Annotated in this window: 21 protein-coding genes; 2 read left to right on the top strand and 19 right to left on the bottom strand. The window is 43.5% G+C overall.

Annotated elements, in window-relative coordinates:
• The first annotated feature begins 123 nt into the window (after positions 1-123).
• Complete coding sequence (locus MKX35_RS16440) at positions 124-570, top strand: Lrp/AsnC family transcriptional regulator (RefSeq protein WP_076286742.1); 447 nt, start codon at positions 124-126, stop codon at positions 568-570.
• Positions 571-645: 75 nt separating this feature from the next.
• Here the strand turns inward: MKX35_RS16440 and MKX35_RS16435 are convergent, their stop codons facing one another.
• The 6 genes from MKX35_RS16435 to MKX35_RS16410 all read right to left on the bottom strand — a co-directional run bounded on the left by MKX35_RS16435 (position 646) and on the right by MKX35_RS16410 (position 7,636).
• On the bottom strand, positions 646-2,196 hold the full coding sequence (locus tag MKX35_RS16435) for an acetamidase/formamidase family protein (RefSeq protein WP_076300888.1): 1,551 nt from the start codon (positions 2,194-2,196) through the stop codon (positions 646-648).
• A gap of 252 nt (positions 2,197-2,448) precedes the next feature.
• Positions 2,449-3,261 carry a DNA alkylation repair protein gene (locus MKX35_RS16430; RefSeq protein ID WP_076300887.1) on the bottom strand — a complete coding sequence of 271 codons (813 nt, stop codon included), beginning with the start codon at positions 3,259-3,261 and terminating at the stop codon, positions 2,449-2,451.
• Positions 3,262-3,373: 112 nt separating this feature from the next.
• Positions 3,374-4,054, bottom strand: a complete 681-nt coding sequence (locus tag MKX35_RS16425; protein ID WP_076286739.1) for a Crp/Fnr family transcriptional regulator — start codon at positions 4,052-4,054, stop codon at positions 3,374-3,376.
• Positions 4,055-4,135: 81 nt separating this feature from the next.
• A complete protein-coding gene (locus MKX35_RS16420; protein ID WP_076286738.1) occupies positions 4,136-5,191 on the bottom strand; it encodes an LLM class flavin-dependent oxidoreductase in 1,056 nt (351 codons plus the stop codon).
• Positions 5,192-5,545: 354 nt separating this feature from the next.
• Positions 5,546-6,664 carry an acyltransferase family protein gene (locus MKX35_RS16415; RefSeq protein WP_076300886.1) on the bottom strand — a complete coding sequence of 373 codons (1,119 nt, stop codon included), beginning with the start codon at positions 6,662-6,664 and terminating at the stop codon, positions 5,546-5,548.
• 27 nt (positions 6,665-6,691) lie between these two features.
• Positions 6,692-7,636: an NAD-dependent epimerase/dehydratase family protein gene (locus MKX35_RS16410; protein ID WP_076300885.1), complete on the bottom strand. Its 945-nt coding sequence runs from the start codon at positions 7,634-7,636 to the stop codon at positions 6,692-6,694.
• 194 nt (positions 7,637-7,830) lie between these two features.
• Here MKX35_RS16410 and MKX35_RS16405 point away from each other — a divergent pair, with 194 nt between their 5' ends.
• Positions 7,831-9,477, top strand: a complete 1,647-nt coding sequence (locus MKX35_RS16405) for a glycosyl hydrolase family 28-related protein (RefSeq protein WP_076300884.1) — start codon at positions 7,831-7,833, stop codon at positions 9,475-9,477.
• Between the two features lie 4 nt (positions 9,478-9,481).
• Here MKX35_RS16405 and MKX35_RS16400 read toward each other — a convergent pair whose 3' ends face one another.
• The 13 genes from MKX35_RS16400 to MKX35_RS16340 form a co-directional block, all read right to left on the bottom strand.
• Positions 9,482-10,648, bottom strand: coding sequence for a DegT/DnrJ/EryC1/StrS family aminotransferase (locus tag MKX35_RS16400; protein ID WP_076300883.1), 1,167 nt, complete (start codon positions 10,646-10,648; stop codon positions 9,482-9,484).
• A gap of 59 nt (positions 10,649-10,707) precedes the next feature.
• A complete protein-coding gene (locus tag MKX35_RS16395) occupies positions 10,708-11,817 on the bottom strand; it encodes a GNAT family N-acetyltransferase (RefSeq protein WP_076286733.1) in 1,110 nt (369 codons plus the stop codon).
• 78 nt (positions 11,818-11,895) lie between these two features.
• The gene (locus MKX35_RS16390; protein WP_076286732.1) at positions 11,896-12,705 is read right to left on the bottom strand and encodes a GNAT family N-acetyltransferase; all 810 of its coding nucleotides are present in this window, start codon (positions 12,703-12,705) and stop codon (positions 11,896-11,898) included.
• Positions 12,702-13,328, bottom strand: coding sequence for a sugar transferase (locus MKX35_RS16385; protein WP_143759584.1), 627 nt, complete (start codon positions 13,326-13,328; stop codon positions 12,702-12,704). Before MKX35_RS16385 ends, MKX35_RS16390 begins: the two co-directional genes overlap by 4 nt.
• Positions 13,329-13,352: 24 nt before the next feature.
• Complete coding sequence (locus tag MKX35_RS16380; protein WP_231573288.1) at positions 13,353-14,471, bottom strand: LCP family protein; 1,119 nt, start codon at positions 14,469-14,471, stop codon at positions 13,353-13,355.
• 3 nt (positions 14,472-14,474) lie between these two features.
• Positions 14,475-16,385, bottom strand: a complete 1,911-nt coding sequence (locus tag MKX35_RS16375; RefSeq protein ID WP_076286731.1) for a polysaccharide biosynthesis protein — start codon at positions 16,383-16,385, stop codon at positions 14,475-14,477.
• 62 nt (positions 16,386-16,447) lie between these two features.
• The gene (locus MKX35_RS16370) at positions 16,448-17,629 is read right to left on the bottom strand and encodes a glycosyltransferase family 4 protein (RefSeq protein WP_256716418.1); all 1,182 of its coding nucleotides are present in this window, start codon (positions 17,627-17,629) and stop codon (positions 16,448-16,450) included.
• Positions 17,630-17,693: 64 nt separating this feature from the next.
• On the bottom strand, positions 17,694-18,965 hold the full coding sequence (locus tag MKX35_RS16365; RefSeq protein ID WP_076286729.1) for an O-antigen ligase family protein: 1,272 nt from the start codon (positions 18,963-18,965) through the stop codon (positions 17,694-17,696).
• Between the two features lie 32 nt (positions 18,966-18,997).
• On the bottom strand, positions 18,998-20,233 hold the full coding sequence (locus MKX35_RS16360) for an oligosaccharide flippase family protein (RefSeq protein ID WP_076300881.1): 1,236 nt from the start codon (positions 20,231-20,233) through the stop codon (positions 18,998-19,000).
• A 6-nt stretch (positions 20,234-20,239) separates the two neighbouring features.
• The gene (locus MKX35_RS16355; RefSeq protein WP_042189094.1) at positions 20,240-20,947 is read right to left on the bottom strand and encodes a CpsD/CapB family tyrosine-protein kinase; all 708 of its coding nucleotides are present in this window, start codon (positions 20,945-20,947) and stop codon (positions 20,240-20,242) included.
• Positions 20,895-21,653, bottom strand: a complete 759-nt coding sequence (locus MKX35_RS16350) for a YveK family protein (RefSeq protein ID WP_042189097.1) — start codon at positions 21,651-21,653, stop codon at positions 20,895-20,897. Before MKX35_RS16350 ends, MKX35_RS16355 begins: the two co-directional genes overlap by 53 nt.
• A 353-nt stretch (positions 21,654-22,006) precedes the next feature.
• Positions 22,007-22,726 (bottom strand): SDR family NAD(P)-dependent oxidoreductase, encoded by a 720-nt coding sequence (locus MKX35_RS16345; RefSeq protein WP_076286727.1) that lies wholly within the window; start codon positions 22,724-22,726, stop codon positions 22,007-22,009.
• A 179-nt stretch (positions 22,727-22,905) separates the two neighbouring features.
• Positions 22,906-23,691, bottom strand: a complete 786-nt coding sequence (locus tag MKX35_RS16340; protein ID WP_076286726.1) for an SDR family NAD(P)-dependent oxidoreductase — start codon at positions 23,689-23,691, stop codon at positions 22,906-22,908.
• Positions 23,692-23,826: the final 135 nt, after the last annotated feature.

Raw genomic sequence — 23,826 nt, 5'->3', positions numbered from 1 at the left:
ATAATTCTTCAATGTCAACATCTTAAGCTGAGAATGCTGAGACACACTCCTGCTGTGACGCACTACTAGGCATTGCCTATTTTTTTCTGTTACAATTACGAAAAAAGAGGTGAACGACTCCGTATGCTTGATCCAATCGATAATCATATTTTAGAACGCCTAACTCAAAACAGCAGAATTTCCTACACCGATCTAGCTAAAGAAGTTAATTTATCAAGTGTCGCGGTTAAGGATCGTATTGATCGGCTCGTCAATCAAGGAATTATTGAGCAATTCTCAATCGTCATCAACGCAGAAAAATTAGGAAAGAAAATTTCGGCGTATCTAGAGCTTGAAGTGGAGCCTGCCCATTTAAATCATATTGTCAGAGTCCTAAAAGAAAATGAACGCGTAGCCGTACTTTATGAAATGACAGGGCCATGCATTCTTCACATTCATATTCTAGTTGAGAACCTTGAAGAGATGGAGCGGTTTATGCATGAATCCATCTACTGTCTGGATGGTCTAGTCCGTGTAGAAAACCAAATCTTATTAAAACGCCACAAAAATCAGGATGGTCTAAATATATAAAAAAAGAACCGACTTTAAGACGGTTCTTCTCTGGTTTGGATCTTATTATGTTTATGAAATGATTGCTAATTCGACCTACTCTGTTTTAGATAACTTAGCTTTATAAAATTTTGCGAAATATTCGCTGACCTGAACCTTCTCTTTTACAACTTCTATTGGAGCAACGAGCTTAACGATCTCTCCATTGTACATTCCTGTCGTCGCCCCGACTTTCATCTCTAGAACATTATTATTGTAGCTTATAGTTACTGTCTGAGTAGTCGGCTTCCAGCTCACCTTCGCACCAAAGCTTTCAAAGCTGCTACGTAATCCCACTGCCTTGCGCTCCGAATCACCGAATTGGCCTTTATCGATCAAAGCATGCACACCCCAGTTTCCATCCACCACCTGTGTAATTCCAAAATCCGCGGACACAGACATCAGTGAGTACGCTTCATCCTCGCTCAATTCCATTCCAGCCATTAAAAAATCTTTTGTTTTATGAGCGGCATCCTTCATTGCTTTGTCGATGGACGAGTTTTTGAAAATATCCGTCTGAGCACTAGCCCCCAGCTCCTCCAAATAATTGGCGTAGCTGAAGCCATGCACAACCCATTCGTATTCATTTTCAAGTAATGGGAAACTTAACCCACTCAGTTTTTGGTTAAGCGTTGCTTTTTTATGAAGAATAACTTGTATATCACCAGTAACTGATGTCTCGATCGCAGTTCCGTTAATCTCTGAATCCCCTTGGCCGGCATGCGGGTCACCAATTGACAGTAGCGCACCCGGTACGGATACAGGATAATACATCGTTGCACCTTCAGTAATCCGCCAATCATCAACGTTGCCACCATTGTATGAAGGAGGTACTGAATCTACAATATCCGCTTCTTTAGGCGCCACACCCATCGTGCCGAAGTGGAGACGTACTGGAATCTTTATACCTTTCAATACATCAAAGTTCTTATCAATCGTATTATGGTCTACAATTACACCTGGGTAGTCGATTGTCGGGTGCACTTGACCATCCGGATCGGTTTGCACTGTCCATTTGTAGTTATAAACAGCTGTTGCATAATCCGTCCCACCTTCAGTATCCATCTCATAGATGGTGACCACTTCACGTTTTTTCGGCTCCTCAACCATATCTCCGTATAGATAACCCCAGTTCGCCGCGGCATTCACGCCATAGGTTTTGCCTGCATATTGGTCATTTCCATTAGGTCTCAGCTTCATGTCCAGAATCTTCACTTCCAGAACATCCCCTGGCTCAGCGCCTTCTACTGCGATAGGTCCCGTCAAAATATGTACGCCTGGTCCACGAAGCGCTTCGTTCTTCTCCCCTTCTATCCAGTGAAAAACATCTTCAACACCCGCATCCCCTTTAATCATCCGATCGTAATCATCACCGGAATGATGCGTAATGGCCTCAACCGTCACAATATCTCCCGATTGTACTGTTAAAGCTGGATCACCTTTACCAATATTCCCCCAGCGAACAGTCTCCGAATTCGCCTTTAGAACATGCGTTTTCGGTTTATACGCACTTTCCATCGCGTCAGCAAAAATAACATTAACTGACGAGTCAGCTAACAAAACCGCCGATAAAATGACACTAACCTTCAGAAATGTTTGTATTTTCATAGTCAAATCCTCCTCAACTCAATTTCGTGTTAGTTTTTATAACATTTTGTGTTTTTGAGTATAACATAAGGATTCGAGATTAACAATATAAATATTTATGCGCTTCTAGGTTTAAATAATAAATCAGAACTATTAGATATCTTTAATTATCCAAGCCCCCTTCTTCGTTACAATAAAAAAACGCCAACACTTATTAGCTAATTAGCCATAGTGTTTGACGTTTATCATCCATTCTAAAGCGACAATTCATTTTCAACGTAGATCAGTAATACTCCTAGTTGCCCGTGTTACAATCCGTTTCGTTTCCTTGGAATCCGAAGAAATTAACCACTTCTCACTAAGCTGTTGCACCCAGTCTGGATTGCTTTTACTCGCATCGTTCAACCAATTACTTACAGAATCCTGAACGTATTTTGCCGGATCTGACTTAAGTGGTTCTAATAATGGAAGTGCTATTGCTGGGTTTTCTTTTAGCGCAGTAATATGCTTCGCCCATACCCCATGTGGCCGCGTCAATTCGATTGCATATCTCCTTATGTTCGTATCTTGATCATGAACCCAGCTCTCTAAGAACTTAATGGATTCATCCAATTCTGCAATGACCGATTCCCTTAAAGCCATCCATGAAATCTCACGTACCCCAAAATGATCATCCGCTGCAAAGGGACGGATATCCATTAGCTTTTGCGATAGACTTAAAGATTGATTTAGACCGATCATATAGGCAGCCCAACAGCGGACACTATCGGAACGATGCTGCGCTAAAGCTGAGAATACTCGGACTTGTTCCACCTCTGATTTGCACTCCAATACCTGTTGCCACTCCCGCGCGATAGCCGGTATGAGCTTCATGATTTTCTTTTCCGATGAATCGCGAAGCCTTTGTAAAATTGGTTCGGATTCCTGTCCAAAACCTAGCTCGTCCAGCACATTTTCCAACAAAACCATATGGTCGACAGCAAGCCATTCCGTTAGATTTACAGTCTGTAATTGTCCTTTATGCAATAGTCCTACAACATCAGCAGGAATATCGCTAACTTTTCGAGCTCCCTTCCTATGCTCCATAGAAATCTTCCCTTCACCTATGATTTTAAAGGCTTGGATAACCTTCTTCTTATATCTAGGATACGGGTATTTCTAACCACAAAGATGTAATCTCATTTACAACTCATAATCTTTATAAATTTCTTTCCAAAATCTTATCATGATGGATACGTATAGTTTTGAACCCAGTCTGAAGCACCTCAGCTTTTACCAATTCTTGCAATGCCACAGTAACCGCTTCTCTGCTCGCACCAATCAAATTGGCGATTTCTTGATGTGACAGTGGAACATTGATTTTATAATAATTATCCTCACTTTTAACGCCTAGTTGATCAGATAGCTTTAAAAGAACGCACAATATTTTATCATGCAGATTTCCGATGGCTAGGTTTTGAGTTAACTGACTCATACTTTTTATACGATCACTCAATACTTGCATTAATGACATCAAAAATCTAGGTCGAGTAGCTACGAATTCTTCAAATCTTACAGGATCAATTGTACAGATATGACACTCTTCCATGGCTTCAATGTAATGATCTTTGGTTCCAAACGAAATCACGTTCATTTCACCAAAAACATTACCCTCACTCAGAATATCCGAAGTAAACTGCTTCCCATCCGCATTCAATCGGTATAAACGCACCTTTCCTTTTTTCACAAAAAATAATCCTTCAGAGAAGGTTGTCGGTGTCTGGATATATGTATTTTTCGGAACTACTGTTATTCGAGTTAACTCTTCCATTTCCATTAGATCTTCCAGCGCTAACGATTGAAGCAAATTGAATTGAGATAAATAATGAATAGTCTCCATTGCCCCTCCCTTATATAACGTTATTCGTTATTTTAGTATACCGCACAAAAAAAGCCACGTCCTAAGGACGCAGCTTATTCGTTAACGATTACTTGCTTCCCAGCGCGCTACTTCTTCACGAACACGAGGAGCTACTTCCGTTCCCAGCAGTCTAATCGCCTGCATAACATCCTCATGAGGCATTGTACCGTGGGGCATATGTAAAAAGAATCGCGTAATTCCCACATGCTTGCGAAGATGAATGATTTTGTTCGCAACGGTTTCTGGATCACCTACGTACAGAGCGCCATCAAAGCTGCATGCTGCATCATAATCGGAACGATGGTATGGCGGTGTCCCTTTTTCCTTCGCCCGCACATTGGTCCGAGCATGCGTTGAAGGGAAAAATTTCTCCAGTGCTAACTCATTAGTCTCAGCAATAAACCCGTGTGAGTGTGAGGCAATAGGCAGGCTTGAAAGATCATATCCGGCTTCAGCCGCTGCTTTTTTGTAAAGCTGCACATGCTTCGCATAATCAAGCGGCTGAACATTTCCAATAATAGCTAATACAAAAGGTAAACCTAATGCTCCAGTGCGGATCGCAGACTCTGGACTACCTGCACTCCCAATCCAAATCGGTAACGGATCTTGAACCGGACGCGGGTAAATCCCCAAATTCTTTATGGCCGCTCGATGTTTACCACTCCAGGTTACTTTTTCTGACTTTTGGATGGCTAATAACAATTCCAGCTTCTCATTAAAGAGTTCTTCATAATCTTTCAGATCATAGCCGAATAATGGAAAAGACTCTGTAAACGAGCCGCGGCCGATCATAATTTCTGCACGTCCATTCGAAATGCCATCTAGTGTTGCAAAATCTTGAAATACACGTACGGGATCTGCTGAAGACAGGATCATTACGGCACTGGTCAAACGAATTTTCGAAGTCAACGATGCAGCTGCAGCTAACACAACCGCAGGTGATGAAGCCGCATAATCATTACGATGATGCTCGCCCACTCCGTATACATCTAGTCCCACCTCTTCGGCAAGTACAATTTCCTCCACTACTTCACGTAGTCGTTCTGCATGACTTATTGTCTCACCCGTTTGGACATCGGGCGTTGTCTCGACAAAGGTACTTATTCCAAGTTCCACTTTCGTTTCCTCCTAAAGTTCTGCACGATGCATTATTCTCTGGATGTAAATGTTTGAATATTCATAATTACATTTAATCAAGAAACCCATTATAATAGGATTCACCGATAATTCCAACTATTTCAGATCCCCTCGATTATTGATCGGTCTGAGGTGCCCTTATTTTAATGGTTTTGTCCATTTTGCGAGATTATTGGACTCAGATGCTGCTTTTTGCTCAAAACCAATACCAAAATGTGTGTTTTTATAGAAATAACAACTATACGGTCCGAAACTAGTGCGATGTAAGAGCCAAGACAATATTAAAAGACCACTAATCACCTGAAAAACGGAAGTTTAGTGGTCTATTTTTAGCTAGTTCATGTTCCCTATACTCGAGCTTATGGGCTTATCCAGCGGTTTCGGGGGTTTTCTCTGATTGATTCCAATCCCGACTCGACCGAACACAAAGGCTCCGCCTGGAATACGATTCGCTATGTTCATGATGATCGCCGATCCTACCACACATCCGACAAATTGGAGAAGCACACTGAATAGTCCAAGGTTTTGCAACCCGAACGAAGAAGGAAGTTTGACGAATAAAGCCAACAACAACGGGTGAAGCAAATATATGCCGAAGGAGTATCTACTGCTCCACTCCAGCACACGCGGCACTTTTTTCAATGAAGAAGCCACTGTGAAGAGTAGTAGAATCATGCTCATGGCGAAAAGTAACATATCAATTCTCTTGGAACTATGTGCCGTAATCCAGCCTTGCCCATTCACGAATAGCACAAACGCGCCTGTTACAACTGGAAGCACGTAGACAGCTACACGGAACTGTTTTAATTTTTCCCGGAACCAAGCCTCATTTCGCCCCAAGTAATAAGCCACAGTAAAGTAGAAAATCCACCCCGGAGAGAAAACCCAATACAATTTATCCCAAATATATTGAGCAGCTACCGTATCTACGGGTTTGGTGAAATTGAAAAAACCTAAGTAAGCCACATTTATAACGAATGACGCAATCAGTATAGAGCGTGGAGTGAATTTTTTGGCATGCTTTTGAAATAAAAGAAACAAGGCATAAAACTGAAAGATAATTAGGATAAAGTAGCCATGAAAATCGCCAAGTAACCAATGACGCCAGAGAAAGTACCAAAAAGCCTGAAGAAGCGGAATCCCCTCACTGCCCGCCATATCCAATCCTTTTAACCCTGCGTACAAAGCTCCGAAAAAAAAGTAAGGAAGCAAAATATACTTGATCCGTTTCTCCCAAAATTTCGCGGGAATTCCGTCCGGGTATGCAAAAGACAATACGAATTGCGAGATAAATACGAATACCGGTGTGCCAAATGTAAGCAGTAGACCCACTGACTCTACCCAAGGCGTGTTCCCATCGTCATAGACTCGATATAAAGCATGTAACAGCGCTATACTTAAGCAGGCAATACTTCGTAGAACAAACATTTCCGAATTTAATTTTCGTTCCATGGGGATAACCCCTTTCGATATTTGCGATTAATGGTCCACAGCACTGCCTACAGTCAATCGGGCTGCAATCGTCTTCTTGAGTCCCCGGTGAAGATCATGGTGAGGTGACCAGGACATCAACTCGTTTGCTTTACTATTGTTTAAGTAGCTGTGAAGAATATCTCCCGGTCGAGCCTGTTCATAGGTTGTCTGGGATTCCCGACCTGTAATACCGCCTATCATTTCTACAATCGTATTAATGGAGGTCGCCACCCCGCAGCTAATATTTATGATCTGATTATCCGCATTCTCATCTGTACAAGCCGCATTTACAAACGCCTGTGCAACATCCTCAACATAGACAAAATCCCTGGTCTGTTCTCCATCCCCATAAATCACAAGTTCCTTGCCTTGCTTTATGCGATCCAGAAAAATCGAAACGACACCAGCTTCACCATGCGAGCTTTGTCGAGGTCCATATACATTTGCAAGACGAAGAATGGTGTACTTTAGCCCATGCATGCTGGCAAACATCCGAATATAAGACTCAGGAACACTTTTTGATACCCCATAACAAGATTCAGGATTTAAGGGATGTTTCTCGTCAATGCTCAAATATTCAGGATTACCGTATACAGCGGCCGACGAGGCGTACACGATCTTTTCAACCTGATGGGCCTCACACATCCGCAGGACGTTAAGTGTGCCAACAATATTCACATTCGCATCAAACAATGGATTGCGCTGAGATTCTCTTACGTCAATCTGTGCAGCCAGATGAATGACCGCATCCGGTTTCTCACGGATAAAGACTTCACCCAGAGTCTCGTCCCGAATGTCGTACGGATATAAAACAGCGGAAGGATTTCTATAGAATGAGCCGGAAGCACCCGATAAATTATCTACAATTACAGTTTCGATCCCCTCTCTTATAAGCCGGTCAACAACATGTGACCCAATAAAACCAAGCCCCCCAGTTACTAATACCTTCAAATAAAAAACTCCTTTCGCCCTGTAAAGTGCTCTTTGTACCATGCATCTGTAGAAAAGTTCACATAAAATACTTAAGAAGAAACGATGTTGTCATCCTTTATGGACGACAACCGTTACTCGTAGAAATATAAGGATGATTTATAACGTGAAACTTAGCCTTATATTTCAAATCAAAAAATAAAGGAGTGAAGTATATGGCAACTGCACCTATTCCAGATAATTCTGTAACAACGTCCGTTATTGCGGACGGAGCAGTCACTTCTATTAAATTAGATCCTGAAACTAACGGTTACGTGAATGTTCGATCTTATGGAGCTACAGGGAATGGTACCAAAGATGACACCGTCGCGATTCAAAATGCAATTAATGCTGGAAATGCCAAACGCAAGGTTGTTATTTTTCCGCCTGGTGTATATAAAGTCTCTTCCGGCCACATGCGTAACCCTTCAGTCCTAGATTGGTGGTGTCTTCGTATTCCAACCGGAACTAACCTAAGCTTTGAAGCCGGCTCAAAATTGGTGCTTGCCCCTAACCCACCATCGGATACTCGAGTTCTCGTTATGTTAAATGCCGCAAACATCACGATATCCGGCAGCCTCGAAATAGACGGAAGTGCTTCGACTGTTAAAACAGCCGTCAACGATCAACTTCATGGCTTGTTCATTTCTTCTTCGCAAAATATAACGATTGAATCGGTGTACTCTCATGATTGCTATGGTGATAATATTTTCATTGGAGGGACAGAAGATATCCCATCCGTTAATGTGCATATCGGATATGCGTACTGTGAAACGGCTGGTCGAAAGAACTTTGTAGTCCATTTTGTAGACCAGCTTCATGTCAACAGAGCGGTATTAAATAACAGTCGAGGTGGTGCACCTGGGTTTAATGGCGCCAATTCACTCGATGTAGAACCCGACATCTTCAAGGGAACGCGTAGCTTTTATCAGCGATTCGACTCTTTGACAACAACTGGTTTCGGCAATGATATGACAACTGGACTTTCAGATGAGATAACGAGACTCTGGACTCTCGACATCGGTTCACTAGATATGCGTGTAAGTGGATCAGTAAGTCCAGCATTGCTGTCCTATGGATTGACGCTAAAAATCAGCCATTTGTCTATTCGCTCGACGGATCATAAAGCTAATTACGGTCTACAAACGATCTATTCACAATTTATTGATATCGGAAGCGCAAGGTTCGATGGAATCGGCGGCCCTGCGATCTACGCTGCGTTTAATGCTGCTGGAGGAAAACCAAGATTGCATATCGGCTCGTTAGGGATGTACGGCTCGGGTTCCACCTTAGCAAGCGGAGTCCGAATCGACGGAGGAGATCTTTATGTGGGGACGATAGATGCACAGGACTTAACGGGCAGTACCTTACAATTATTCACAACAGAGTCTGACGCGATGGTTACTGTCGACAATATGATTGTCCGTAACAGCGGGACCAATCAAGTCGTGCTAGCGTCTTCTTATGGTGCAGCTAAGCCCTTCCTGCACCTGAACAATGTAGCAGTGTTCGATACCCGTTCTGTAAAGGTAAAACGCATTCTAGAATTCGAAACATTGGTTGCCATGCAGGGTACTTCTCTTGGTACTTTGTATAATCCTTATGCTTTAACTGAATGGTTCTCTACCTATGGTAACTTCAAACGGGCAGTCCGACTCGTTGGTGGAACATTACTTCCTGCAGTATTTATCGTGGAAGGAACGCCTGAGGGAACCATTACCGCTCCGATTGGAAGTCTGGCTATGCGAACAGATGGTGTAGCGAAAGCCACTTTTTATGTGAAGGAAAGCGGAACCGGTGCTAACGGATGGATTGCTAAGTAATTTTTCAGCGGTTCTGAATACAAGACTCTATCGCATCCATTACGCGTATCAGATCATCATCCGATAAAGAGCTACCGGAAGGTAGACATACACCTTTTGTGAACAATTGATCAGATACACTATGTCCCTCCATGTATGGATAATAGAAGGCGTTCTCGAACAGAGGTTGCAAATGTAGAGGTTTCCATACAGGTCTAGCTTCTATATTGTTGAATTCCAGGCACTTTAAGAGTTGATTAGCGGAGAAGCCTGCGATTTCTTCATCAATCGTTAGCGCACTTAACCAGCGTGTACTGCGACAATTTGGCGCTTCCGGCATGAAATGAAGACCCGGAATGGATCCCAATCGATCTGAGTACACTTGAGAAATATATCTACGACGTTCGACCCTTTCCTCAAGTAGCTCCAGTTGCCCTCGTCCTATAGCTGCCAACAGGTTACTTAGCCGGTAGTTATAACCCATTTCGGAATGCTGATAGTGTGGAGCAGTGTCACGTGCTTGGGTAGACCAGAAACGGGCTTGATCTAATGCATCGGTATCATCCGATACAAGCATACCTCCACCTGAGGTTGTAATAATTTTATTCCCGTTGAAAGAATAGATTCCGAAGCGGCCCCAAGTACCACTGGCCTTTCCGTGATAAAAGGCACCGAGGGATTCCGCAGCATCTTCTATTAAAACAATACCGTAACGATTCGCGATTTCTACAATTGGTTCCATGTCTGCGCTCTGCCCGTACAAATTGACAACAACAGCTGCTTTAGGCAGTATCCCTCTATCATTCAAATCCAGGCAGGCCCGCTGAAAGGCTAGTGGACACATATTCCATGTCTCTGGTTCTGAGTCTACGAATACAGGTGTAGCCCCCAAATATAAAATAGGATTGGCACTAGCTACGAACGTGAGCGTCGAACAAATCACGCAATCTCCTTGAGAAACGCCAGCTAGACGTAGTGCAAGATGAATTGCCGCTGTTCCAGAGCTTAATGCAAGTGCACCCTTTGAACCTGTATAGTCGGCCATCTCCCGCTCGAAAGCATCGACTTGTGGTCCGATGGGAGCGATCCAGCCAGAGTGAATTGCATCCTCCAAATAAGCCTGTTCACGTCCACTTACATGCGGTGGGGATAACAAGATTCGTGGTAGAATGCGTGGTTGACGAATACTCATGCCTTGCTCCTTTCTCCATTTGGATGCTTTAATCCAAATGGAATACATATCTTATTGTCTTACTTCAGAGCGTGGTCCATGATATTTTGATTCAACAGAGATGGATGCCGGTAGAGCGGAAAATAATTTCCCGCAACCCCAGTGTCACAGAGTGCAATCATTCGTTCATACACCTCGGGGAAAAATATTCGCTTACCTAAGTAATAGTCTAGTGGTTCTAGTTGAGTAGCGAATCTTAGCTTGAACTGAAACAACTCGTCATTCCCCTTATATCCCCCACCGAGATGGAATTTGTCGTATCCATTCTCCATCCCCCACACGGCTGCTGCGTGGATGAGAAATTTGGTGGGTGACCACTGCAGATAAGCTCGATCCCAACCGCATAAGTGATAATGCATCCATGGTCGATCAAGGAGTACAATACTTGCCCCTACACTCCTCTCCCCATCCATCGCCTCAAACAGCGCTACCCGTCCTTCTGGCATAAGGCTTGTATCTTCTATAAATTTTCGAGGGAAATAATAAAAGGGATCTGCTTGTAAATCATTTAACGTCCCGTAATATAACTCGATGAAAGGCTCGATCCGATCCTTAAGATCCGACTTTCGAATGGTGAATGGAGCTGACTTTAATTTACGGATATTTCTTTTATGATTGCTGCCATAGTTCTGGATTAGCACTGACTCTGAGCCAACTGTCAAATCCATGTATACTGTATTCCGATTGAGCTCCGTAGTAAGCCCTTTTTGGTATTCAGCGGCATTGCCTATGAAAGGATGGAATCTTACAAACTCGGTCATGATCTTTTTCTCTCTGCAGTAATCTGTAAACGTATCACTGAATTGTCGGTACAACTCTGTTCGTTCCGCTCCTATAGGCACATTAGATATTGGCCCCCCGTATCCATAAGGTGTGCTGATGTCATACCATTCTCCTTCAAGTCCCAGCTGGATGACTGCGGGAAGATGGCTAATGGAGCGAAGTAAGTAAGGATAAATGATGAGCTTCTCACCCTGCTTAAAAACAAACAGCTCTGCCTGTTGATGATCATCATCCTCAAACAGCCGAAAAAAATCTGCAGAAAAATAGATATCCTTACTATCCATCTGATTCAAATAAGCATCCCATTCTTCAGAATGCGAGCTATTAAGCACAATGAAATCACTCATGCGTCACCTCCTAAAAGTTATGTTAGCGTACGCTTCCTTGAGGTACTTCGACAAAACTTACTTTGGAAGCATTCGCTGCTAATCCAATATCTTGATCATACGTATACTTTCAGTGCTTAAGCTTAGCGCTGGGTCTCTCTCACGTAAGAATGCATCGGATGAGAGCAATAACAGCTTTCTCTCCCGGTCAAGGTCGAGTAACACATCGGTTAGTGGATATCCGCCGTCCCACTCCCCACTTTGCAGTTGGATGCGAAAATACTGCTCGCCTAGCCGGCCCACAACTGAAGTCTTCTGCTTCGTTCTAATCCTAAATGAAGAAAATCCGTATTTTAGATGATGAGCCTCTGCCATTGGGTAATCATCAATAATGTAAGTCACTTCTTCATCATCTATATCCACTCCAGAAGCAATAACATCTGCGCTAGCCGTTAATGAACGATCCAGATCCCTCACATACCAATAAGTACGTCCTTCTTCTACAAAGCCAAGGCGAAGGTACCAAGCATGCGCCTGTTCATTCCACGAGAACACATCCAGTACCAACTTCTTAATATCGTCCTTCTTGGCTAATTTCTCTCCGTACGCCATGAGCATTCCGCCAATACCGTCCTTGCGAAACGCCGCATCCACGTTTAAATTATTCAGAACCAATATTTGTTCCATTCTTCGCCATTCCGCGAATCCAATGAGCACTTCTCCAATATAGGCTCCAATCAACAATGTGGCCGAATGACCTCCACACTTACAAGCCGCTTGTAGATATGCTGGATAACCCTTACAAGCAAATATCGTTTGATTGTACACATGCTCCGGTAAGTTGCTCTTCAAGAGCCGGCATGCATGATGTATATCGTCTTCATGCAGCGGTCTAAACTGCACACTCATGCCTGGCCCTCCTTTTTATTCAACCTATACTCATCCAGAGGCAGGCTATGCCGACCTGGATTGGCTACAACATCATCTTGGCGAATCACCTTCAAGACGGTCTTGCACAATATCAGCGCATCAAGTCTGAAACTTAAATTCTCGACATAGGTGACATCATACGAAAGCCGGTCTTTCCACGACGAAGTATTGCGTCCTGAAACCTGTGCTAATCCCGTAATTCCTGGTCTTACTGAGAAACGCAACCTCTCCTGTTCGGAATAGTATGGGCTATAACGCATGAGTAAGGGTCTTGGACCAATCAGACTCATTTCTCCCTTCACAACATTCACCAATTGTGGTAGTTCATCCAGACTTAGCTTCCGGATGATTCCGCCAAATTTGATATATCGTCGCTCATCTGGTAACGGCTGACCCTGCGTGTCATACAGTTCAGCCATGGTCCGAAATTTGTAGATAAAAAAGGGTTTCTCTCCCCGCCCTGGTCGTTGCTGCTTGAACAAGATTGGGCTTCCAAGCTTCATTCGAATCAACAACGCCACCACAGCCATGACTGGACTAAATATACATAACATAACGATCGCTCCCACAAGATCGAAGCCTCGTTTCATATGGCGATACATGTTAGTACTCCTCCCGCCTTTCTCTTAATCCGTAAAAAGACGTTCCTTCAGTGAGTTCACCTGTTTTAAATCAGCACTCCAGTAGTACACCTTAGTTCTGACTAGCGGATCAGAACCAAAACTGTTGTTGCCTGGAATCTGCTCGTATTTAAAGTCCTCGGAAGTTATTCCCTTGAATAACCAAGCTAAGCTGAGCAAATCACTGTCACTGAAGCTTGTATCGATAATGTCTTTCTTTTCATGGAGCAATAATCCCGCCAGATCCGGAAGATGCTCAGGGCTCAACAGCTTATTGGCCACAGCTCTAACGATATTGAATTGCTCCTCTTGACGACTAAAGTCACCGTTCGGAGTAGAGTAACGCGCCCTAGCAAGGTAGAGAGCATGCACACCATCCAAATGCTGTTCGCCTTTTTTGATGGTAATCTCTGGGGTTATTGTGACATCCTGATCGATTACCATGTCGATCCCACCGATTGAATCGATGAAATCACGAACTCCAGAGAAATTCGTCTTGATGTAATGATGAATGGGAATATTCATAAAGTCGCTCACCGCTTGAATGAGCGTCAACGTTCCTTGCTCATTCCCACCTTTGGATTCACCAACAATATGAGCATGATTAATTTTGGTGTATCCAACATTTTGTACATAAACCCTTGTATCGCGCGGTACAGAGACGATGTTCACCTTCCGCTGTTCCGGCATTACATGCACAACCATTATCGTGTCTGCACGCGAGATTTCCCCACCCCACGTATCTGTTCCAATTAATACAACATTAAAGGATGAAGTTTTTTTATCGGTTGCTTCTGGCGATGCTGCTGGTTCAGTCGATGGTAGTACCACGCCATCCGAATTTGCTGGACTTTTCGTAGTCCCATCCGACTGCGTCTTCCCCACAGGTACTGCAGAAATTTTAGAGTTAGGTATCGTTAATGGATTAAGGGCAGCCTTTTGAAATCGCTGCTCAGCATTTAATACCCCTCTAATCCAAATGCCACCAATTACAATCACAATCAGAAAACCAATCAGGGCGAATCTTCCAATTCGCCGCATGACTATTTGCTTTCTTGTGAATTCCTTGTCACTCTTGCCACGCAAACGCAATTTCTTGTTCCATCTACTCATAAACGACTTCATCACTTAGATCCCCGCATGAACTTCGGATTTGATCCGTTCAAGCTCATGAGTAGCCACCTGTGGTTCTTCCTGAAAGCCCGAATAGCTTGGAATAAGCTGCTTTAATAATTTCTTAATCTGATAACTGCTTGGCACAAATTCGTACCGTTTGCACAAATTCTCCAGCACACCAAGGACCAAATTCAATTCGGATCTGGAAACACTTTGAGGCCGACTGATCATGATGCGATAGTTATTGGTGACCATCAATCCCTCCTCTTCTGTCAGGAGTTCCTCAAATAATTTCTCTCCGGGACGAATGCCCGTGACCACGATAGGGATATCTTTATCGGGTTCTAAGCCCGACAGACGTATTAAATCTCTTGCTAGATCGTATATCCGAACCGGCTTACCCATATCAAGCACGAACACCTCGCCACCTTGTGCCAGTACGCTCGCCTGGATAACCAATTGCACTGCTTCAGGGATCGTCATGAAATACCGCACCATATCCATATGGGTAACCGTAACCGGGCCACCACTCTCGATCTGTCTTTTGAATAACGGAATAACACTTCCCCGACTACCGAGAACATTACCGAAACGGACAGCAGCAAAAACCGTCTTGCTAGATGAATTCTGATCATTAATAATCATTTCTGCCGCTCGCTTTGTAGCTCCCATGACACTTGTTGGATTAACCGCTTTGTCCGAAGAGATCAGAATGAACCGCTTAGCTCCATATTTGGCACTCGCTTCCGCTACATTCCTTGTTCCGATAACGTTGTTCTTTACCGCCTCCACTGGATTCATCTCCATAAGGGGCACATGTTTATGCGCAGCGGCGTGATACACAATCGTAGGTCGGAAATTCTGAAAAACACTATCGATCCGCGACACATCCTGAATATCAGCTATGATAGGTTGAATCTTCTGATCGGGATATAACTGGCGTAGCTCTTGTTCAATCAGGTAAATGCTGTTCTCACCATGACCAAGCAGCAACATTTCCTTCGGACGATACGCAGCTAGCTGACGGCACAGTTCTGAGCCAATGGAGCCTCCTGCACCCGTGATGAGAATACACTCACTCCCTAAATTCTCACGAATCTCTTCAGTATTAATCTCAACAGGAGTTCTACCCAGCAAATCATTTACGGACACTTCACGAATTCGATTGACTGCCATTTTCCCGTCCAAAATTTCTGTCATACTAGGCATTAGCTTAATCTGTGCTTTTGTTGATTTGCAGATCTCAATAATCTCCATTAAGTCGTTATGTGGCGCTGTCGGAAGGGCAATAATAATGAATGCAATGTCCAGCTGTTTCACGGCCTCGGGAATGAAATTTCGGTTACCCACAATCGGCAGCCCCATTACTTCCAGCTTTTGTTTAGATGCATCATCATCAATGAAGGCAACGGGATGCATAAATTTGAACCTTGAATGCTTGATATCTTTCGTAACGAGGATTCCAGCTTTACCAGCCCCAACGATTAGAAGATTACCTTCGAAGGCATCCTTCACACCCGTTGTCTCAAATCCATCATTTAGAAGACGTTTAACCATTCGTAACCCCACAATGCCCAGAAACACATAACCCGCTGCAAAATAGATAGAAATCGGTAGTCGATAGGAAGGAATTACTACATGGGTGGATACGTTGACAGCAATCACTCCAACGAGGGTTAATACACTCACTTTTAGAAGCTGCAGTAACTCTCTCATTCCGGTGTATCGCCAGATATTGTTATACACTTTGAATCCAAATGAGAAGGCCGCATACACCGCAATGTGAATCAATATTGCCCACGGAAGCATCCACACGTACATCTCAGGGATTTGAAAATCAAACCGAAGTAAAAACACAAGCCACACTGAAGCCGCAATAATCCCTGCATCCAACATGACCAAACGGACGATCCGCATTTTCATCACTTCTTTCTCCCTAATTAACTAAAAATTCATTTACTCGCCTTTTAAGTGAGAGTGAATATTCAATCCCCCGATAGGCTGGCATGCATTTCAGACGGAACCCGCTTTCTTTCCTCCTTGTTTAGCGCTTCTATATAGATCGAGTCCATTTCACGGAGCACCGCAGGCAACCCGTAACGAATGATCCTCTCCTTGTTTGCTTCTCCCATTGCCCTAGTTAATGCTGGATCATCTCGTAATTGAGTAAAAGCCTTAGCGGTAGCGGTAATATCACCAACAGGAACCAACATGCCTGTTGACTCATGTTCGATCAAATCATGAATCCCCCGAATATGCGTACCTATAACGGGTTTTCCTACTGCCATCGCCTCCATAATCGCCCGAGGTAGCCCCTCGCGATAAGACACAAGTGCAGCAACATCACATGCTCTGAGTAGATCCGGAATATCTCTACGGTACCCAAGCATATGCACCCGATCGCTGACACCCAGCCGATTAGCAAGTTCCAATAGAGTCTGCTCGAACGGTCCTGTACCCGCAAAAGCCAGATGGATGTTGCCTGCTTGAGACCCCAACTGACCCAGCGCTTCGATCAACTGCTTCTGGTTCTTGTTGGCGTTCAATTCCGCAACGCATAGGATGACGAAGGGAGGTTCATCATGCTCACTCTTCGGCAGATCAAACAGTTGGCGTCGCCTATCTGCCTTCTCCGACGCAGTTTCAGGATGATCCTGTTCACTGCCGTAAACCTGGAGATCAAGTCCTACACCACTCACATAAGTCACCTTTTTCCGTATAGAAAATTTCTGGGCACGTTCATAATCTTCTCTATTTATGGTGATTAGCACATCTGTCCAGCGGGCCATTAACCTCTCGAGCGGATAATAAAGCATCCAGTTCAGAAAAGGAGCTCCCTTGAAAAAATGAAAACCATGCGCTGTATACAATGTGCAAGGTACACCTGCTTTATGGGCCGCAATCCGTCCGAGAATCGAAGCGACTGGCGTATGTACATGGATGAACTGGAACCCCTCCTCCTTGAAGCTTTCCGTTAGTATCCCTAGCGCTGCCCAGTTCTGCATCTGTAAAGGGCTACGCTGAATGGGCACATCATGGCACACGATCCCCTTCTCTTCTAATCGCAATCTCGCTTCCCCGGGCTGCGCGTAAGCATGCACTTCACAACCTTTTTGCTGCAATAACGCCATGTAAGATAGATGGAAACTCTCAAAATGCCCAAAAATGGAGGCTACAAAAGCAACTCTTACCGGCCCACAGTCTTCAGCAGGTATGCTCCCGAACCTCTTATTATTGCGCTTGTTGCGCTTGTTCTGTTTGTTGTCGTAGGTTACGACCCGTTGACTTTTCAGTGCCCTTGGTTCGATATCGCTTCACTCCTTTCCATCCCGTATTCGTTAATCGGATGCAAGCTGCGTTCATAGCCATCATGAACCACCAATACCGCTGGAATAAGGCTTCAATACCCATCGAAAGTCCAATCATCGCTGCGTGAGACAGCAATAATGCCATAATGATCGGTCTGTTCACCCTATCTGCCGCGCGATAAGAACGGATCCCAACGATGAAGAACCAGATCATGAATCCGCCGTACACAATCAAGCCCAACAAGCCAAATTCTGTCATAAACCAGATCGGAGTATTATGGATAATAATCCGCAGTTCATAGTTATAGCTACCGAGTCCAATCCCTAATAATGGACTTTGAGCGATCCACTCCACAGCCTTCCCAATGATGTCTAGACGCGACTGAATCTGCGAGGGTCTGCTGGCCATATTCCCAAGCACATCCAGATAAGCTGTACCTTTATACAACAGCAATGCTCCAAACGCGACGCTAAACCCCATACCGATCTTGAGAAGTCGAGAAGGATTAGTCAGCAGTAATGTAAGCAGGACAAGGAACAATCCTATCCATGACGAACGCGAAAAAGTCATTATTATGCCCCCGGCTAAGGTGATCGTCGCTAGCGTACTCACCCATCCTCTAAGCAGCTTTACCCCGTCTCCACTCGTCATTATATGAATGGCAAAAGCCGTAACTAGTAATCCGCCGTATGCATTCGGATCAATTAGCATCCCGGAGAGGCGACCGTCTTGCACCATAAACGGAACCTTCACTCCACTAAAAAAATCGAACAAAGCGACGCCATTGAAGATCAGCACACTGATCAAAAAAGCTCGTAGCATTTTATATAACCGATCCCAGCTGTCTACAGCCTGAACAAGCATGATGTAAGTCAGCAGTAGGAGTATAAACCCAAAATCTTTTTGCAATAGAGCGTATTGCGTAATGAATCCATTGCGCCAAATGGATACAAATGAAGCAAGGACGAAAATAAACAACATCCCCCAATGCCATGAACTGAACTGCCTCGGGTCCAATTTGAGGTGTAAACCTGCTGCAAACAAACCAAGCATTAAGAAAAGGTCAGAGGGTGCGATTCGAAATGCGCCGCCGAAATCAATTTGAGCCGGAAGGCAGATGATGTAACCCATAACCGCAAACAGAAATAAATTACGCATGGTGTAGGGTTTCCCTACAACGAGTACAGATGTCATACAAGCCCCTACTTTCCTATGAGAAATTGCTTCTATGCAGCCAATTCCCGTTGTACCTGTTTCCTTGCCTGGCGGATTACCAAGAAAAGTACGATCACACTGCCTATCATCTGAACGAATAAGGCCAAGCTAGCCCCCACCGCAGCACCTATCACCCCGAAAATAGGCACGAATATTAGACAAGAAAGCCCATTAGTGATCACGGAACACAGAAACAAGGGAATCTGCGCTTTGTACTTCCCGGTAGCCGTTATGGCATACCACAGGTAAGACGTTACAAATACCAATAGGGTAGAAACGAGCAACCAATGAAATAAACCTATTTCTACAGCCACATCTGGACTGAATAGAAGAGTTAGTAGCTGATGACCAAAGATCCACCCGATCAAACAAGCGATCGCACTAATTCCTATACCCATTACAATCATTCGACTGAGTAAAGAGATGAACTCCTTATGTCGTCCGCTAGCGTGCCAACGGGCAAGACGTGGTGTTATCGCTTCACCGAGTGCAGTCACAACAACATTGCAGGCAACGATCATGTATGAGAGCGTAGCGTATATGCCTAAGTCATGTTCTCCTTTAAAATATGAAATCGCGTATAGTGGGATATTTGTATTTAGTGACATCAACGCCAGCACCACGCCAAGGGGTGAGCTTACGAGCAGCAAGCCCCATAATCGTCTTTTGTTAAAAAGTGGCCTGAGCGACGTATGCATTCTCGCTTTGCGAGCATCATATCCAATGGTTATTGCTAACCATCCGATAATCATGACTAACAACGCTAGAATGAGACTCTGAGTAGGGATAAATACGAGGGCGAAGACAAGTATGGAGAACAATCCTTTAGCAGCTCTCGAGAAAGAGATTTGATCTAGCCTTTCCTGCTTCTGAACGATACCCAATAAAATATCGCTGACCGACTCAACAATTCTATACAATCCTATGAAAAATATGACTAAAGCTGTATTCCAATCAGCACCACTAAGGATGCAACAACCTGCTGTAACCGTGAATGCAACTGCGGTTGTCACGAGACGAAGGCCAAAAAAATCTCCAAAAAGATATTTTCCAGATGTATCAACGATCAAGACCGAACGCAGATGCAGATGCGACAGCATGAAGATGGGAGCAGTCACCGCAAGCCCTAACGAATATTGCCCAACGATTTCGGATGAGCCAAATTTATTAAGCAAAATTACAATCACGAATTGAGCGCCAGCGTATGTGATATTTCCGAATAAATAACGAAGAGAAGCAAGTGTCATAATGCGTTAGACCAACCCTGAAGTTGAGGCCCAATCGGCAAAATCTTCACCGCGAATCTTGTAACGTTTGCTACTTTTTCGATAATTCAAAACCGCTCCCAAAATATGTGCTCCTTGCTGCTCAAGGATCTGTTTTGCAGAGTTGGTATGCTTTAAGAGCACTTTCCCGGATTTTACGACTAACAGTACCCCTTCGGTCATCTTTGCCAAGATAAGGGCATCCGAAAAAGGCATTAACACCGAAGAAGAATCGATGACAATCGTATCAAATCTCTCACTAAGCTCTGCAAATAACCTTTTCATTCCTGTTGATCCTAGTAAGTCGGCTGGATTTGGGGAGATCGGACCCGATGTCATTACAGAAAGTCCTTCTGATCCCTCAATAGGGAAAATACAATCATCCACACGGGTTTGATCCACTAGGATACTACTTAATCCGATCCAATTGGGTAGATCGAATGCCTTATGCACCGTTGGTGTACGCAAATCCCCATCGATCAGCAGCACAGTTCTTCCCGTTTCTGCCATCGCTATGGCCAAGTTCATCGCCACTGTTGATTTACCTTCATTCGGAAGTGAGCTTGTAACTAATAAAGATCGAATTTCTCCACCAACTCGGGTATAACGAATATTAGATCGTATCGTTCGGAATTGGTCACCATTAGATGATTTCGGTTGTTCCAGGCAATACAATCTTGGCGTTTTCTTCTTCATGTCTGCTGGCTCCTTCTACTGAATTGGATTTCGTCTTCTCCCGCCGTTTCCGCGGCTTCAATTTTCCCACCGTTCCCAGAAGAGGAAGCTGCAAATCCAACTGAATATTCTTGGCGCTTTTCACAGGTTTCTCCGCCAATTCCCGTAGAATGGAAAATGCGATCCCAGCAATCAATGCAAGTCCGAAAGCAACGACCATATTGAATACTGGCTTGGGTGAGATCGCCTCGAAAGGAACCTTGGCTCGGTCAAGAAGCACAACATTCTCTACCCCCATAATCGCTTGGATGTTCTCATTAAAGGCCTCACCAAAGCCATTCGCGATATTCGTTGCCCGCTGAGCATTAGAATCCGATACAATTACCGTCGTCACGAGTGACTCGCTACTTGTTCTTGTTTTCACTTTTTCTAATAGTTTTTCAGGGGTCATGTTTAATTGCAGTCTTCTAACGACCTCTTCAGCGATTCTACTGCTTCGGATAATTTCTCCGTAAGTGGTTACTAGTTTTTGCCCAGCCATAATGTCATTGATTGCTTTCTGTTGCCTATCCCCTTGAATAAGAATAGAAGCCGTCGCCTCGTATTTCGGTTTTAAGACATAGTAGCTAACGAAGCTAGCAATTCCGACCGCAACAATACATAATACAATGATGAACAGCAGCCTACGTTTCACTAGTTTCAAAATGCTGCCTAGTTCGAATTCCATCGTTCATTTCTCCTAACCGTTAATGTATTTTCCTCTTCTTCAACAAGTGTTTTATTGTATAGTTATATTCTCGTTAGCCCAATATATGTCCAAAAAAAGTTGGGAATTTATAAGTCTTCTTTTAATAAAATCCACCCGACTCTCTATTAAATCCCAACAGAAATAGGCCGTTTACTAGTAAGATTCTACTGGTAGACAGCCTTATATATTCACTTTTTACTACAACCTAATAATACGTCGTGCTAGTTGACGCGCTTATGTAGCACTTTTTTTGATAACATTTCTATAATCCAATTATATGGTTTATCTTCGTATTGAATCTTAATGAAATCTTAAAGGATAAATGAGATTTATTATGCATTCAAATCCGCCATTGCTGGAATATGAATTTCTTTGACACAGGAAGCGCTAGAGAGGTTAACGATACATTTCACAATGGAGACAATGTCCTGAACAGGAATTCTTGTGCCGCTATATTCTGCAATCGCTTTTTCTGCGCCATCCTCATAAGGAATTTCTGCTGCCAGCTCACCCGGATTTACACAAGTTACTGCAATGCCATCCTTACGAACATGCTCACGTAATGCATGTGTAATGCCACGCAGACCGAACTTGGAAGCTACAAATGATACCTGGGCGTTATTGGTATGATCCAGTCCTGCTGTGGAGCCAATTAGAATAATTTTTCCTGCTTCCGATTGGCGAAGATTAGGCAGTACAGCCTGTATGCAGGTAATTGTTGAAGTTATATTCACATTAATAATGTTGGCAATGTCACTCGTCTCATCCTTGTCAAAAGTATAGTGATCCTCAAAACCTTCTTTCTCCCAAATACCCACGTTATAAACTAAAACATCAATCTTCTCCGTTTGAATTCCCTTTGATAAGACTTGTGCGGCATCTGGCTGCGATAGATCTACTGCAATCCATACCCGCTGTATGCCATCATTAAGATCCAGACTGCCCGGTCTGCTTCTGGAGACGATCCACACTCGATCACCATACTCAGGTAAACCTTTCACAAATGCATCTCCCAAACCTTTACTTGCCCCCAAAATTAGATAGTTTCTCATACTGTCGTCCTTTCTATATGCATCATTCTATTTTTATATCATAGTACCATCGAAGGACATGAAGAAGTAGGGTTAAAATTCGGAGTTAGGCAATTAACTTTTGAAAAAAGCCGCTATCATGGAGTAATCCATAGATAACGGCTCTTTATTTTACATCATCGAAGCAAAATGTTGACTTATTAATGTCTAGTACGGAGCATACGTCCAACTAAATAAAGCATTTGTTTACGTGTGAAAAACCGTGACATTTGAGCTGAAATATAGTTTGAAAATCCTGGGACAACAAATGTTTTCTTTGCCTGAAGCGACCGAAGAGCCACTTGAACCACATTTTCTGGAGTATCTCGCTTCCCTACTGATGCTTCATCGGCTCCCACAACATTAAAAAATTCTGTTTCCGTAGACCCCGGACATAACGCAAGAAATTGTACGCCCCGTTTCCGATTTTCCTCCCATAGTGCTTGTGTAAATGATAATACAAAAGCTTTTGTCGCTCCATATACAGCCATATTAGGGAGAGGTTGAAATGCTGCTGTTGATGCAACGTTTATAATCACACCACTTTTTCTTTTTAACATACCTGGCAAAAATAAATGGGTCAGATCTACAACCGCCAAAACATTTAGCATCACCTCTTCATGTTGTCTTGGACCAGACAGTTGTTCAAAAAGCCCATACGTAGCAAAACCTGCATTATTAATCAGAATATCAACGTTCAGACCACGTTCCATACATTGTTGATAGAGCCTGCTAGGAGAACCTTCTTGCGATAAATCAGCAACGATAACCTCCGCTTGAATATGAAATTCTCTTTGTAATTTTTCCGCTAAAGCAATCAATTTATCTTCGGAACGGGCGACTAATATCAAATGACTTCCTTTGGCTGCAAGTTCTCGAGCAAACGCTTCACCTATTCCTGAAGAAGCACCTGTAATCAACGTCCATTTATTTTGAATTGTAATCATTGCTATCATCTCTCCCTTTAATGACCATCTAGAAACAGTGTTTCAATATGAATCATTGTATCCAAGTGAGGTTGCGTTGTCAAATAAAATTCTACATTTAATTATTGGCTATTTCTCTTCTACATCAGTAAAATA

The sequence above is a fragment of the Paenibacillus sp. FSL R5-0923 genome (assembly GCF_038009145.1).
Taxonomy (GTDB): Bacteria; Bacillota; Bacilli; order Paenibacillales; family Paenibacillaceae; genus Paenibacillus_AQ.
This window is presented reverse-complemented; position numbering and strand designations above follow the sequence as displayed.